Below are 14,024 nucleotides of genomic sequence, written 5' to 3'. Positions count from 1 at the left end.
GCGCACGACGTCGCGGGGCTCACGAGGTGCCGGGGCCGGGCGGGCCCCCGGCGTCGTACCCGGCCTGGGTGACCCGTACCGCCAGCGCCGTCCGCGAGGAGACCCCGTGCTTGCGCATCGCCGAGTTGAGCTGCGTGGCGACCGTCTTCGGCGAGCGGGACAGCGCCTTGGCGATCTCCCGGTTGGTCAGGCCGGTGGCGACCAGCCGGACGACCTCCAGCTCGCGCGGCGAGAGGCGGTCGCCGTAGCCGCGCCGGCCGGGCCGCCAGGCGCCGTCGGTCCCGGCGCCGTGCGCGTCGAGCACGTGCCGCACCCGGTCCGCGTCGTGCCGCGCCCCGAGCGCGGTGAACTCGCGCCAGGCCGTGCGCAGTTCGGTTAGCGCGGGGGCCCGGTTCCGGTCGGGCAGCAGGCACCGGGCCCGGCGCTCCCGGGCCTTCGCCGCGTCGTACGGGCGGGGCAGCGCCTGCCACGCGGTGGCGGCCGCCTCCCAGGCCGCGGCCGCCGCCGCCAGGTCGCCGCGGCCCTCGGCGAGCAGGGCGCGGCAGCAGGCGAGCGTGGCGGCGAGCACGGGCGCGTCGCGGCCCCGGGCGCCGTCCTCGAAGGCCGCGGCCAGCGACTCGGCCTCGCCGCGGCGGCCGGCCGACAGCAGCGCCGCGAGGTGCTCGGGCAGGACCTCCCCGGCCCACAGCCAGACGCCCTTGCGGACCATGCGGGCGACCGGTTCCGCGGTGAGGTCCGCCGAGGGCCGTGCCGCGACCCTGGACAGGGCGCCGGCGGTCTCCGCGGGCAGGTCGGTGGTGCCGCGCCGGGTGCTCTCCTCGCGCACCGCCGCGAGCACGGCGCGGGCGGACTCGTCGGGGCCGCCGCGGGCGACCCGCAGCTGCGTGCCGACCAGCAGGGCGTCCATGCGGATCAGCGGTTCGCCGTCCACCTCCTGCCAGGCCGCGAGCCGTTCGTCCAGGCCGTCCCAGGCGCCGGTGAGCCAGTCCAGGTGGCCGGTGGTGACCACGGCCAGGTCGCGCAGCCGCTGGTAGCCGTGCCGGCCGGCGACGTCCACCGCCGCGGCGAGGTAGCGGCGGGCGTCGGCGTACCGGCCCCACTTCATCGCCGCGTGCCCGGTGTTGAGGTGGAACCGGGCGGTCAGCATCGCGGCCCGCGGGCTCGACTCGTCCGCGCCGACCCGGCCGGCCAGCTCCCACCCGGACTCCTCGCCGAGTTCGAACAGCGCGGTCATCCGGGCCAGCCGCAGTTCGATCCCGTCCACCGGGCCGATGTCGGAGGCGGCCGCGACCGCCTCCGCCCGCTCCAGCCAGCGCAGGTGCGTCGCCACCGGCCAGGAGCCGTGCAGCGGCAGCCCCAGCACGGTCATCGCCGACGCGATCGGGTAGCCGTGGTCGGCCAGGTCGGGGATGGCCTGTTCGAGGACGGCCGCCGCCTCGGTGTACTCGCCCACCGTCAGCAGCATCCGGCCCAGTTGGGCGCGGACGGCGGCCCGGTCGCGCCGGCCCAGCCGCCCGGAGTCCAGCACCGCCCGCAGGGTCCGTACGATCTCCCCGGCCCGGGGATCACCGGTGAACGCGTGCGCCGACACCTGCCCGGCCAGGGCCGCGACCTCGGTGGGCGGCAGCGTCGGTTCGGTGATCAGGGCGTGCAGCAGCGTCGCCGCCGTCAGGTGGTCCCCGGAGGACAGCGCCAGCAGGGCGGTCTGCCGGGCATAGCCGAACCACCGCCGGGTCAGCCCGGCCTCCCGGAAGTGGTGGGCCAGTCGCCCGACCGGCGGCGGCACCGCGGCCTCCAGCGCCTCGCCGGCCCGGCGGTGCGCGGCCGCGCGCTCGGGGGCCGGCGCCCGGTCGTACACCGCCCGCGCGGCGAGCACGTGCCGGAAGGCGATCCCGGTCCGGCCGGCGGCGAGGCCCCCGCCGGGCCGGGTGGCGGTCTCCCCGAGCAGCCCGCTGCCGTACGCCGCGCGCAGCGCCGCGGGCCAGCGGGCGGCCGGCAGGCCCGTGACGGCCGCCAGGGTGTGTTCGTCGACCGGGTCGGTGAGCACGGCGGCGGCCAGCAGCACCCGCCGGGCGTCGGCGGTGAGCCGGGCCACCCGCTCGGTCACAGAGTCGCGGATCGTCGGCGGTACGGCGATCTCGTCCAGGCCGCGGCGCGCCCACTCGCCGTCGCGGCAGGTGAGGTCGTCCCGGTCGCGCAGGAGGCGCACGCACTCCTCCAGCGCCAGCGGCACCCCCTCGGTCCGGTCGTGGAGGAAGGCGGCGAAGGCGGCCGAGACGCGCGCGCCGCCGAGCATCGAGGACGCGAGTCCCGCCGCGTCGGACACCGGCAGCCCGCCGAGGGTCACGCGCACCTGCCGGACGTCCGGCGCCGGGCGGGAGGTCAGCCGCAGCAGCGGCGAGCCGGCCGCCACCTCCTCGGGACGGTAGGTGAGCACCAGGGTCAGCGGCCGGGGCCGGCGGGTGGCGACGTACACCAGGAAGTCCCATGTGGTGCTGTCGGCCCAGTGCACGTCCTCCACGACCAGCACCCGCACGCCGGCCCGGTCGAGCAGTTCGGCCAGGGCCCGGACGAGTTGGTGGCGGGCGGCTCCGGCGTCGGGCGGTGCCTCGGGTGCGGGCGGCAGGGCGCCGGACCACTCGGGGAACAGCGGGCGCAGCACGCCCGCGACGGCGGTCAGCCCCAACGCGGCCACGTCGGGCGCGGCCTGCCGTACCGCGTCCACCACGGGCCCGAGGGTGAAGGCCTCCAGGAACGGCGGGCACACCGCCGGCAGCGTCCGCGCGCCGTCGGGGTCGCCGGCCGCCACCGCCTCCCGCACCAGCCGGCTCTTGCCGATGCCCGCCTCGCCCTCGACCAGGACGAGCGCGGGCGGGCCCGCCAACGCCTCCACCACCCGGGCGAGTTCGCGGTCGCGCCCCACGAACCGCGTCCCGTCGAGCGCGTGTTCGGCCACCCGGTCCCACCCTTCGTCCGGCACCCCCGTCCGACCGGCCAATTCTCATGTGCGGCCCGGGGGAACACCAGGGGGGTCGTTCGGCGGGGGAGAACGCGCGGTTCCCCGCACCCCTTGTGGAGGAGGGTGCGGGGAACCGGGTGAGCGGTGTGCTGCCCTGGCGGGCCGCCGGTTGTCAGCCGGTGAACGCCGTCAGGCCGTTCGGGGTGCCGAGACCGGTCGGGCCGTCGTAGCCGCTGGCGCCGCCGCACAGGTAGGACGTGCTGCACGAGCCGTTCGAGCCGCTGGTCACGTCGTTGAGGGCGGACGTGTGACCGTACGGGAACGACGCCGGGGTGGAGCCGGACGACGGGGTGCCCGCGAGCGCGTAGACCGAGGCGATGATCGGCGAGGACACGCTCGTGCCGCCGAAGACCTCCCAGCCGCCGTCACCGCCGTAGGTGTCGTAGACCGCGACACCTGTGCTGGGGTCGGCCACCGCCGAGACGTCGGCCACCGTGCGCTTGGAGCAGCCGGTGTCCGTCTGCCAGCTCGGCTTCGCGTCGTAGGCCGAGCAGCCCGAACCGGAGCCGTCCCACACCGACTCGCTCCAGCCGCGGGAGGAGGAGTCGGACGTCAGCGAGGTGCCGCCGACCGCGGTGACGTACTTCGAGCCCGCCGGGTACTCCACGCCGTAGCCGGAGTCGCCCGCGCTGACCGTGATGGCCACGCCCGGGTGGTTGAAGTACGAGCTGTCGTACGACGTGTCGGAGGAGGACTCACCGCCGCCGTAGCTGTTGGAGACGTACTTCGCGCCCAGCGACACCGCGGTGTTCACGGAGGTGCCCAGGGCGCTCATGCTCGAACTGCTCGCCTCCACCAGGAGGATGTGGCACTGCGGGCAGACCGCGCTGACCATGTCCAGGTCGAGGGAGATCTCCTCGGCCCAGCCGGCGTCGGCGCTCGGCAGCGAGGTGGTGCTGCCGCTCTGGCCGACCTTCTTGAAGCAGCCGTTGGCGGTGGTGCACGCCGACAGGCCGTAGGTGGAGCGGTAGGTGGCGAGGTCGGACTCGGCGTTGGGGTCGTCGTAGGCGTCGACGATCGCCACGGTGGCGCCCGAACCGCCGGTGGTCGGCAGGTTGTAGGCGGAGTGCAGGTCGTCCGGGCCGAAGCCGGACGGGTCGGCGGCCGGGCTGACGGCGCCGGTGGAACGGGCCAGGGTGTTCGCCCCGCTGGTGACCTTGACGGCCTGACACGCCATCTGGCCGACGCCCGAGGGGACGGCACACGAGTGGGCTGTGCGCAGCGTGTGCGCGGTCGTGGCGGCCTCGGCCGACGAGGCGAGGGCGAGTCCGGACGCGGCCAGCCCTGCTGCTGCGGTCAGCGCGATGCCGGTACGGAGTGAGAGGGGCTTGAAGTTGCCGAAGGAGAGGCGCAACCGACTTCCTCCTGTGGTGGGGGGTGCGAGGAGTAGTGCGTGCGAAAGCTGTTGCTTCTGTTCGGTTTTGGGAACAGTGGGACGCCCGGCACGTTATTACTGACGAGTCCACGTCAACAAGGGAGCTCTGGCGATCTCCGCTTTACCTTCACCTGGCGGGTACGGGGGCTCCTCATGACCCCCGCGCCGCGCCCTGCCCGGCACCCCGCCGCCGGGCGCCGCGCGGGCAGGGGGATAGTGGAGGGGTGAACACGCCCCCGGCCGCGCCTGAGCACCCCGCGACGTCCACCGAGCAGCCCGACCCGGCCGAGCCCGGCGGACCCGGCGTCGTGCGCCGCGGCGACCCCGCGCGCCGCACCGCCTACCGCGCCCTGGCCGTCGCGCTCGCCTGCGGCGTCGTCGGCGCGAGCCTGGTGCTGCTGGCCGCCGGCAAGACCTGGGCCCGCGGCACCGCCTCCTCCGCCGGCCACGCCATGCCCGTGCACGCCAGCGGCAGCCAGATGACCGCGCTCCCCGGCGCCCTCGCGCTGGTCGGGCTCGCCTCGCTGGTGGCGATCTTCGCGGTCCGCCGGATCGGCCGCTACACCGTGGCCGCGCTGCTCACCCTCAGCGGGCTCGGCGCCGCCGCCACCGCGCTCGCCCGCCGCGGCGACCACGGCGCACTCGACTCCGCCGCCGCCACCGCCACCAGCCTCACCCACGCCACCGCCGCCCACACCGCCACCACCGGCTGGCCCTACGTCTCCGTCCTCGGCGGCGTCCTCCTGCTCCTCGCCGGGCTCACCGCCCTGCGCTACGGCTCCCGCTGGCCCGCGATGTCCTCCTCCACGCGCTACGAACGCCCCTCCACCGCCGCCGCCCGCCCGGTCGACCCGGACCGCCCGGAAGACCTCTGGAAAGCCCTCGACCGCGGCGAGGACCCCACGGCACGCTAGCCACGTCCCAGGTCCGGGGCGCCCGACTTGCCCGGCGAGCCATCACGTGCGAGCGGTTCTTAGGGGTTGGTGCCGTTGCGTGGAGCCGTTTTTACGGGTTGGTGCCGTTACGTGCGAGCCGCACTTATGGGTTGGCACCGTCACGTGCGAGCCGTTCTTACGTGTCGGGCGCCCGACGGGCCCCTTTTTTGCCGCCGCTTCGCCTCCGGGCGCTTTAACCCGGTGTCGACGGTCGATCATGCTCGACCCCTCGTTCCTCGGGGTCTCCGCGTGTTCTCCCTTTCGACACCGGCGCGCCCTTCGGCTCACCGGCTACCACGGGTCGGCCGGGAGAAGGTTGGTCGCCCTTGCGTGGAAGCCCCCACCGCACGTGCGCCCGGGGGCCCGATCGGGGTGCCCAACTTCCCCCCCGGCCCGCCCGTGGTAGCCATCGAGCCAAAGGGGGCGCCGGTGTCGAAAAGGAGAACACGCGGAGGTTCGCGAGGAACGAGCGAACCGAGCATGATCGACTGTCGACACCGGGTTAAAGCCCCCGGAGGCGAGAGGGCGGCAAAAAAGGAGCTGGGCGGGTGCCCGACACGTAAGAACGGCTCGCACGTGACGGTGCCAACCCGTAAGAACGGCTCGCACGTAACGGCACCGCCCCGTAAGAACCGCTCCCACGTAACGGCACCACCCCCTAAGAACCGCTCCCACGTACGGGTCGGCAGGCAGCAGGTGGGGTGCCCTCTGGCGGCGGGGTGGGTGAAAACGTCACCCCCCGGTGGGGGGAGGTGCGTCCCCACGCGCAACAATGGGGAGGAAGTGGGAGGCGCAGGACGCCCGACCCGACCCCGACTCAGCAGGGAGCACACATGGCGGCACAGCACGGCCACGGACACACCCCAGCCGCCTGGACCGGTGTGATCATCGCGTTCATCGGTAGCTGCCTGGCCGGCGGCTTCATGGTGGCGGCGAACACGGCCGGTTTCTGGCTGGGCATGGCGATCATCGCGGTCGGCGTCGTCGTCGGCGGTGTGATGAAGCTGATGGGCCTCGGCCAGAAGTACGAGCCGATCCAGCGCACCGGCGGCAGCATCGAGAAGCCCGGCGCCCACGCCGGCGTCTGAGCGCGCCGCGCAGGACCCGGCAGGCACGGGACCCGGTCGGCCCAACGGCCGGAACCGGGCGGAGGCCCGGGCCGCAGCCGCCAGAGCTTCGCAGGACCCCGCAGGGCGCAGTGCCCGGACCCCGTCCGCGCGCTGCGCCTTCGTGTGTCCGGGGGCAGAATCGGCGCCGTGACGCACCTGACCTCCCAGGCGCCCCGGGCGCCCCTGGCCGCGGAGCGGGACCGCGCTCCCGGCGCCCGCGGTGTGCTGCGCCGCGCCGCCGTACCGTTCGGGGTGCTCGGCGGGGTCGCGGCGGCGTTCGCGTACGTGGGCGCCGTCGACCCCAACACGCCCGGGCACTATCCGGCCTGCCCGCTGCTGTACTACACGGGCGTGTACTGCCCGGGCTGCGGCGGTCTGCGCGGCGCGTACGCGCTGGCGCACGGCCACCTGCGCACCGCGCTGGGCTGCAACGCGGTGGCCGTCGCCGGATATGCCGTCTTCGCCGTCGTCTGGGTGCTGTGGGCGGTGCGGGCGGTGCGCGGCCGACCGTTCGACCCGGCGGTGCGGCCGGCCTGGCGGTGGGCGGTCGGCGGGCTCGTGCTGGCTTTCACCGTTGTCCGGAACCTGCCGTTCGGCGCCGCGCTCGCCCCGTGACCTGCGCGGCTGCCCCGAGCGCGTTCGTCCAGGTGGTGGGATCGCGGGCGGCGCGATTCGGGTAGCGTGCCCCCCGCCCGATACCATCGGAGCGCCGGCGGTCAACCGCCACTGGCTTGATCATTTCGCTGCTCGGACCGGCCGGAAGGGGAGTTCTCGCGTGAGTGTGCTCGACGAGATCATCGACGGAGTACGAGCCGACCTCGCCGAGCGACAGGCCCGGGTCTCTCTCGACGACCTCAAGGAGCGCGCGGCCAAGGCGCGGGACGCCCGCGACGGCGTGGCCGTCCTGCGCGGCGAGGGCGTCAAGGTGATCTGCGAGGTGAAGCGCTCCAGCCCCTCCAAGGGCGCGCTCGCCGCGATCGCGGACCCGGCTGCCCTCGCGGCGGACTACGAGGCCGGAGGCGCCGCGGCGATCAGCGTGCTCACCGAGCAGCGCCGGTTCGGCGGGTCGCTCGCCGACCTGGAGGCGGTCCGGGCGAAGGTCGACACGGCCGTGCTGCGCAAGGACTTCATCGTCACCGCCTACCAGCTGTGGGAAGCCCGCGCCTACGGCGCCGACCTGGCGCTGCTCATCGTCGCCGCGCTCGACCAGCCCGCGCTGGTCTCCCTCGTCGAGCGGGCCGAGTCCATCGGGCTCACCCCGATCGTCGAGGTGCACGACGAGGAAGAGGTGGCGCGGGCGGTCGACGCGGGCGCGCGGATCATCGGGGTCAACGCGCGCAACCTCAAGACGCTCGAGGTCGACCGGAACACCTTCGCGCAGGTCGCGCCGGAGATCCCCGACCACATCGTGAAGGTCGCGGAGTCCGGCGTGCGCGGGCCGCACGACCTGATCGCCTACGCCCACGACGGCGCCGACGCGGTCCTGGTCGGCGAGTCGCTGGTGACCGGGCGCGACCCGCGGACGGCCGTCGCCGACCTCGTCGCCGCCGGCGCGCACCCGGCTCTGCGGCACGGCCGCGACTGACCGTACCGGGGCGGCTCCCGGGCGCGGCTCCACGCGCCGCCCGGCCCGCTAGACTTTCCCCCATGGCCATCGCGCAGCGTCTCGCACCCGGGTGCAAGCCCCGCGGCTGCCGTGCGCCCGCGCGGCGGGTGCTGGGCCGCCGGGTGCGGTACGTCATCGGGTGCGAGCCGGGCCAGGTGAACGGGAGCCGATGGCGCCGCGGCTGAGCCGCGCAGCAGCCGTCCGCCACCTCGCACCGACCACCCCCCAGGGGACATGTATGTCCGACACGCCAGACACGCACACCTTCTTCCTGCCCGACCCGCAGGGCGCCGTGCCCACCGAGGCCGGCTACTTCGGCCCGTTCGGCGGCAAGTTCATCCCGGAGGCGCTGGTCGCCGCCGTGGACGAGGTCGCCGCGGAGTACGAGAAGGCGAAGGCCGACCCGGCCTTCGCCGCCGAACTCGACGACCTGATGGCCAACTACGCCGGCCGTCCGAGCGCGCTCACCGAGGTGCCGCGGTTCGCCGCGCACGCCGGCGGCGCGCGGGTCTTCCTCAAGCGGGAGGACCTCAACCACACCGGTTCGCACAAGATCAACAACGTCCTCGGGCAGACCCTGCTCACCAAGCGCATGGGCAAGACCCGGGTCATCGCGGAGACCGGCGCGGGCCAGCACGGCGTGGCGACGGCCACCGCGTGCGCCCTGTTCGGCCTGGACTGCACCATCTACATGGGCGAGATCGACACCCGGCGCCAGGCGCTGAACGTGGCGCGGATGCGGATGCTCGGCGCCGAGGTGGTCGCGGTCACCTCCGGCAGCCGCACGCTGAAGGACGCGATCAACGAGGCGTTCCGCGACTGGGTCGCGAACGTCGACCGCACCCACTACCTCTTCGGCACGGTGGCCGGCCCGCACCCCTTCCCCGCCCTCGTGCGGGACTTCCACCGGGTGATCGGAGTGGAGGCCAGGCGCCAGCTGCTGGAGCGCGCCGGCCGGCTGCCGGACGCGGCGGTGGCCTGCGTCGGCGGCGGTTCCAACGCGATGGGCCTGTTCCACGCGTTCCTGCCGGACGCCTCGGTCCGGCTGGTCGGCTGCGAGCCGGCCGGACACGGCGTGGACACCGGCGAGCACGCGGCGACCCTGACCGTCGGCGAGCCCGGCATTCTGCACGGCTCCCGGTCGTACGTCCTCCAGGACGACGAGGGGCAGATCACCGAGCCGTACTCGATCTCGGCCGGCCTGGACTACCCGGGGGTCGGCCCCGAGCACTCCTACCTCAAGGACACCGGCCGCGCCGAGTACCGCGCCGTCACCGACGACGCGGCGATGCAGGCGCTGCGGCTGCTGTCCGAGACCGAGGGCATCATCCCCGCGATCGAGAGCGCCCACGCGCTCGCCGGCGCCCTGGAGATCGGCCGCGAGCTGGGCCCCGACGGCCTGGTCCTGGTCAACCTCTCCGGCCGCGGCGACAAGGACATGGACACCGCCGCCCGCTACTTCGGGCTCTACGACGAGGGGGACGCGAAGTGAGCGGCACCATCACGCTGCTGGAACAGACCATCGCCGACGCCCGCGCCGAGCAGCGCGCCGCACTCGTCGCCTACCTGCCGGCCGGGTTCCCGACCGTCGACGGCGGCATCGAGGCGGTCAAGGCGGCGTTCGAGGGCGGCGCCGACATCGTCGAGGTCGGGCTGCCGCACAGCGACCCGGTGCTGGACGGGCCGGTCATCCAGACCGCCGACGACATCGCGCTCAACAAGAACCACGTCCGTATCGCCGACGTGCTGCGCACCGTGCGCGAGGGCCACGCGGCCAGCGGCAAGCCGGTGCTGGTCATGACGTACTGGAACCCGGTCGACCGGTACGGCGTCGAGCGGTTCGCCGCGGAGCTGGCCGACGCGGGCGGGGCCGGCTGCATCCTGCCGGACCTGCCGGTGGAGGAGTCCGAGACGTGGCGGAAGGCGGCGCAGGCGCACGGGCTGGCCACCGTCTTCGTCGTCGCGCCCTCCAGCCGCGACGAGCGGCTGGCGCGGATCACCGCCGCTGGCAGCGGCTTCGTCTACGCGGCCTCCCTCATGGGGGTCACCGGCACCCGGGCGAGCGTCGGCGAGCAGGCGGCCGGGCTGGTCGCCCGCACCCGCGCGACCACCGACCTGCCCGTCTGCGTCGGGCTCGGCGTCTCCAACGCCGAGCAGGCCGCCGAGGTGGCCGGCTTCGCCGACGGCGTGATCGTCGGCTCCGCGTTCGTCAAGCGGCTCCTCGACCACCCCGACCTCGCCGACGGCCTCGCCGCCGTCCGCGCCCTCGCCGCCGACCTGGCCCAAGGCGTCCGCCGCGCCCCCTGACCCACCGGGGTGCCCCCGGACGCCGTGCCGGGACCTCGCCGCCCGTGGGTGGCTTGTCGCGCAGTTCCCCGCGCCCCTCCGGGCGCACCCCGGCTTCCCGGGAAGAGCCCACCTTAGGGGCGCGGGGAACTGCGCGCGCAACCCCCCACCGGCAGGTGGTCCGGGAACCGGGCAGCAAGGGGCACCCCCGAGCGGACCGGCATCACGGGCTACCCGTGCATACCCAGGGGCGCGGGGAACGGCGCGACCAGCCACCCACCCACCGCAAGGTCCCGCACCGCACAGAACGGGGCACCCGGGCGGGTCCCCTCACCCTTACGTGCAGAAAAAGTCACCCGGGCGGGCGAAAAACCCCCACGGCGCGAGCCAAGCGCAGCGCCCCCCCGGTTGGTACGACGTGAGCGAGAAGAACCGGAACGGAAAGACCAGCGCGCGTCAGGCGCTTCAGGCGCAACGCGAGCGGGACAAGGCCAGGGCCAAGCGGAAGCGCACCCTGACGGTGGCGGGAGCCGTGGTGGTCGTACTGGCCGCGGCGGCCGGGATCTCCATCGCGGTGGCCGACCACAGCGGCAGCAAGAGCAGCTCCGGCGACTCCGCGGGCACCGTGACGGCCCCGCGCGGCGCGACCGGCAAGGACAACCTGGTGATCCCGGTCGGCGCGGCCGACGCGCCGTCCACGCTGACCGTCTACGAGGACTTCCGCTGCCCGGCGTGCGACGAGTTCGAGAAGACCTTCACGCCGACCATCCACAGCCTGGAGGACAGCGGCGCGCTGCGCACCGAGTACCACCTGGTCACCCTCATCGACGGCAACCTCGGCGGCACCGGCTCGCTCAACGCGGGCAACGCGGCCGCCTGCGCCCAGGACCAGGGCAAGTTCCGCGCCTACCACGACGTGCTGTACGACAACCAGCCCGACGAGCAGGACGACAAGTTCGGCACCAAGTCGACCCTGCTCACCCTGGCGGGCAAGGTGCCGGGCCTGAAGAACGCCGCCTTCACCGCCTGTGTGGACAACGGCACCCACAACGCCTGGGTGAAGAAGTCGAACGACGCGTTCAACACCGCCGGCTACAACTCCACCCCGACGGTGCTGCTCAACGGCAAGAGCATCTACGGCACCACCGCGCTGACCCCGGCCTCGCTCAAGCAGATGGTCCAGTCCGCGAACAAGGGCAAGAAGCCGGGCACGGTCACCGCGACGCCCAGCCCGTCCTGACCCGCCCCGACCCGCCCCGACCCGTCCTGACCCGTCCTGACCCGGACACGGACGGCGACCGGAGGTAGGACGTTATCCAGACGTAGCCGGGTGGGTTGCCGGATCACCCGCCCGGCACGGTAGCGTCGGCAGTGCCATGGAACTCGCATACATTCCCAGCCCGTCGCGCGGAGTCATCCACCTCGGACCGATCCCGCTGCGTGGCTACGCGTTCTGCATCATCATCGGTGTCTTCGTGGCCGTCTGGCTCGGGAACAAGCGGTGGATCGCCCGCGGCGGCAAGCGGGAGACCGTCGCGGACATCGCGGTGTGGGCGGTGCCGTTCGGCCTGGTCGGCGGCCGTCTGTACCACGTGATCACCGACTACGAGCTGTACTTCACCGGCGGCAACGACTGGGTGAACGCCTTCAAGGTGTGGGACGGCGGCCTGGGCATCTGGGGCGCGATCGCGCTCGGCGCCCTGGGCGCGTGGATCGGCTGCCGTCGGCGCGGCATCGCCCTGCCCGCCTACGCCGACGCGATCGCCCCGGGCATCGCCTTCGCCCAGGCCATCGGCCGCTGGGGCAACTGGTTCAACCAGGAGCTGTACGGCAACCACACCAGCCTGCCGTGGGGCCTGAAGATCACCAGCACCGCGGGCGACCGGGTGCCGGGCATCTACCAGCCGACGTTCCTGTACGAGTGCGTGTGGTGCATCGGTGTCGGGTTCCTGGTGATCTGGGCCGACCGGCGCTTCCGGCTCGGCCACGGCCGCGCCTTCGCGCTCTACGTGGCGTCGTACTGCGTGGGCCGCGGCTGGATCGAGCACATGCGCTCGGACTACGCGCACCACATCCTGGGACTGCGTCTCAATGACTGGACGGCGATGGTCGTCTTCCTCGCCGCGGTGCTCTACATGGTGCTCTCGGCGCGGATGCGGCCCGGCCGGGAGGCCGTTGTCGAGCCTGGCGCCGAGCCGGTGGCCGACCCGTCCGGTGCGGCCGGCCCCGACGAGACCGCCGACCCGGTCAACACCGCCGAGACCGTCGACGCGCCGGACGTGCCCGGTGGCTCCGACCAGGACGGGACGCCCGGCGCCCACGCGCCGACCGAGGCCGCCGACGCGGGTGCCGCCCCCTCGGGCGCGGCCTCCGAGCCGTCCTCCTGAACGCCGTCTGACCTCTTCCCTCCCGTTCCCTCCCGCCCCCGCCGGTCGCCCTACTGAGTGGCGAAACCGCAGGTCAGGGCAGCCTTCCCTTGCTGGCGGCGACCCGGAATGCCGCGTACGGTCGAAGCGTTGGCCAGATGTGCGCGGGTCGCTGGTGCGCCCGGGGGAGGGGTAGGACATGACGACGGCCGCTGTGGAGCCGACCGGTACGGCGACGCCGTACGAGGTGTCCGAACCCGCCGAGCACAGCCACCGCGACGTCAGCGGGGGCTGGCTGCGGCCCGCGGTGTTCGGCGCGATGGACGGCCTGGTGTCGAACTTCGCCCTGATGACGGGCGTCGCCGGCGGTGACGTCAGCTCGCGGACCGTGGTGGTGACCGGACTGGCCGGGCTGGCCGCGGGCGCGTTCTCGATGGCGGCCGGCGAGTACACCTCGGTCGCCTCGCAGCGCGACCTGGTCCGGGCCGAGCTGGCGGTCGAGCGGACCGAACTGGACCGCCACCCCGAGGCGGAGCTGCGCGAGCTGGCCGCACGCTACGTGGCGCGCGGGGTGGAGCCGGAGCTCGCCCACGAGGTCGCCCGGCAGCTGTCCGCCGACCCGGAGCAGGCGCTGGAGATCCACGCCCGCGAGGAACTGGGCGTCGACCCCGCCGACCTGCCGTCGCCGCTGGTCGCGGCGGCCTCGTCGTTCGTGTGCTTCGCGCTGGGCGCGCTGCTGCCGGTGCTGCCGTACCTGCTGGGCGCGACCGCGCTGTGGCCGGCGGTGGTACTGGTGCTGGTCGGCCTGTTCGGCTGCGGCGCGGCGGTGGCCGGGGTGACCGCGCGGTCGTGGTGGTTCGGCGGGCTGCGGCAGCTGGCACTGGGCGCGGCCGCGGGCGGCGTCACCTTCGGGCTGGGCGCCCTGATCGGCTCCGCGGTCGCCTGACGACCTGCGGAAAGAGGTACTCACCGAGGCCGTCCGACCCCTCTTGACGGGCGGCCTTACCATCGAAATACGGGCCGCGCAGGCGGTTCGTCGGAAACTTCTGTTTCCCCTTCGTTTCAGCGCAGGCCGCACGGGGCATCAGTCGGTAACGCAACCGGCAGAGCTTTCCCCCAAGGCTCGTCGAGCCGTGTCCGGGCACCCCCGCTCGCGGCGCCGGAATCGTCCGTACCACCCCCCGCGGCACGACGCTGGCCTGAAGTAGCTGTTCCACCCGGCCGGACCCACCTTGTATGTCCACATGATGGAATCGAGTATCCACTTCTCGAACACTCGTCCATCATGTAACCTGCACGAAATCGCAGAGGGCCAACGTCGTCCCTGT

11 protein-coding genes and 1 pseudogene are annotated in these 14,024 nt (G+C 74.1%); 10 read left to right on the top strand and 2 right to left on the bottom strand.

Annotated features, from left to right (window positions below; all coding sequences use genetic code 11):
* Positions 1–19 precede the first annotated feature (19 nt).
* Both WA788_RS08825 and WA788_RS08820 read right to left on the bottom strand, forming a co-directional pair.
* Positions 20–2,956, bottom strand: coding sequence for a helix-turn-helix transcriptional regulator (locus WA788_RS08825; RefSeq protein WP_335973678.1), 2,937 nt, complete (start codon positions 2,954–2,956; stop codon positions 20–22).
* A 175-nt stretch (positions 2,957–3,131) separates the two neighbouring features.
* Positions 3,132–4,373 carry a S53 family peptidase gene (locus WA788_RS08820; protein WP_443033995.1) on the bottom strand — a complete coding sequence of 414 codons (1,242 nt, stop codon included), beginning with the start codon at positions 4,371–4,373 and terminating at the stop codon, positions 3,132–3,134.
* A 245-nt stretch (positions 4,374–4,618) separates the two neighbouring features.
* On the opposite strand from WA788_RS08820, the gene WA788_RS08815 reads away from it, so the two are divergent.
* From WA788_RS08815 to WA788_RS08775, 10 genes and pseudogenes are all read left to right on the top strand, one after another.
* Positions 4,619–5,308 (top strand): TIGR02234 family membrane protein, encoded by a 690-nt coding sequence (locus WA788_RS08815; RefSeq protein ID WP_443033994.1) that lies wholly within the window; start codon positions 4,619–4,621, stop codon positions 5,306–5,308.
* An 854-nt stretch (positions 5,309–6,162) separates the two neighbouring features.
* Complete coding sequence (locus WA788_RS08810) at positions 6,163–6,417, top strand: HGxxPAAW family protein (protein ID WP_335973673.1); 255 nt, start codon at positions 6,163–6,165, stop codon at positions 6,415–6,417.
* Positions 6,418–6,594: 177 nt separating this feature from the next.
* Positions 6,595–7,053: a DUF2752 domain-containing protein gene (locus tag WA788_RS08805; protein WP_443033997.1), complete on the top strand. Its 459-nt coding sequence runs from the start codon at positions 6,595–6,597 to the stop codon at positions 7,051–7,053.
* A gap of 160 nt (positions 7,054–7,213) precedes the next feature.
* A complete protein-coding gene (trpC, locus tag WA788_RS08800) occupies positions 7,214–8,023 on the top strand; it encodes an indole-3-glycerol phosphate synthase TrpC (protein ID WP_335973669.1) in 810 nt (269 codons plus the stop codon).
* 62 nt (positions 8,024–8,085) lie between these two features.
* Positions 8,086–8,229, top strand: coding sequence for a tryptophan biosynthesis modulator TrpM (trpM, locus tag WA788_RS36030; protein ID WP_435133069.1), 144 nt, complete (start codon positions 8,086–8,088; stop codon positions 8,227–8,229).
* A gap of 53 nt (positions 8,230–8,282) precedes the next feature.
* The gene (gene trpB / locus WA788_RS08795; protein ID WP_335973665.1) at positions 8,283–9,536 is read left to right on the top strand and encodes a tryptophan synthase subunit beta; all 1,254 of its coding nucleotides are present in this window, start codon (positions 8,283–8,285) and stop codon (positions 9,534–9,536) included.
* Positions 9,533–10,351: a tryptophan synthase subunit alpha gene (gene trpA, locus WA788_RS08790; protein WP_335973662.1), complete on the top strand. Its 819-nt coding sequence runs from the start codon at positions 9,533–9,535 to the stop codon at positions 10,349–10,351. Before trpB ends, trpA begins: the two co-directional genes overlap by 4 nt.
* 397 nt (positions 10,352–10,748) lie before the next feature.
* Positions 10,749–11,570 (top strand): DsbA family protein, encoded by an 822-nt coding sequence (locus WA788_RS08785; protein ID WP_335973657.1) that lies wholly within the window; start codon positions 10,749–10,751, stop codon positions 11,568–11,570.
* 136 nt (positions 11,571–11,706) lie between these two features.
* Positions 11,707–12,552 (top strand): annotated as a pseudogene (gene lgt / locus WA788_RS08780) (prolipoprotein diacylglyceryl transferase); the annotation flags it as partial.
* 343 nt (positions 12,553–12,895) lie between these two features.
* On the top strand, positions 12,896–13,642 hold the full coding sequence (locus WA788_RS08775; protein WP_335973655.1) for a VIT1/CCC1 transporter family protein: 747 nt from the start codon (positions 12,896–12,898) through the stop codon (positions 13,640–13,642).
* The last annotated feature ends 382 nt before the right edge of the window (positions 13,643–14,024 follow it).

The sequence above is a fragment of the Streptomyces sp. CA2R106 genome, from assembly GCF_037034245.1.
Lineage (GTDB): Bacteria > Actinomycetota > Actinomycetes > Streptomycetales > Streptomycetaceae > Actinacidiphila.
This window is presented reverse-complemented; position numbering and strand designations above follow the sequence as displayed.

Bases quoted from the DNA above. Each gene is read 5' to 3' on its own strand.
- WA788_RS08775 (WP_335973655.1), top strand. From the start codon at position 12,896: ATGACGACGGCCGCTGTGGAGCCGACCGGTACGGCGACGCCGTACGAG.
- trpM (WP_435133069.1), top strand. From the start codon at position 8,086: ATGGCCATCGCGCAGCGTCTCGCACCCGGGTGCAAGCCCCGCGGCTGC.
- WA788_RS08810 (WP_335973673.1), top strand. From the start codon at position 6,163: ATGGCGGCACAGCACGGCCACGGACACACCCCAGCCGCCTGGACCGGT.
- trpB (WP_335973665.1), top strand. From the start codon at position 8,283: ATGTCCGACACGCCAGACACGCACACCTTCTTCCTGCCCGACCCGCAG.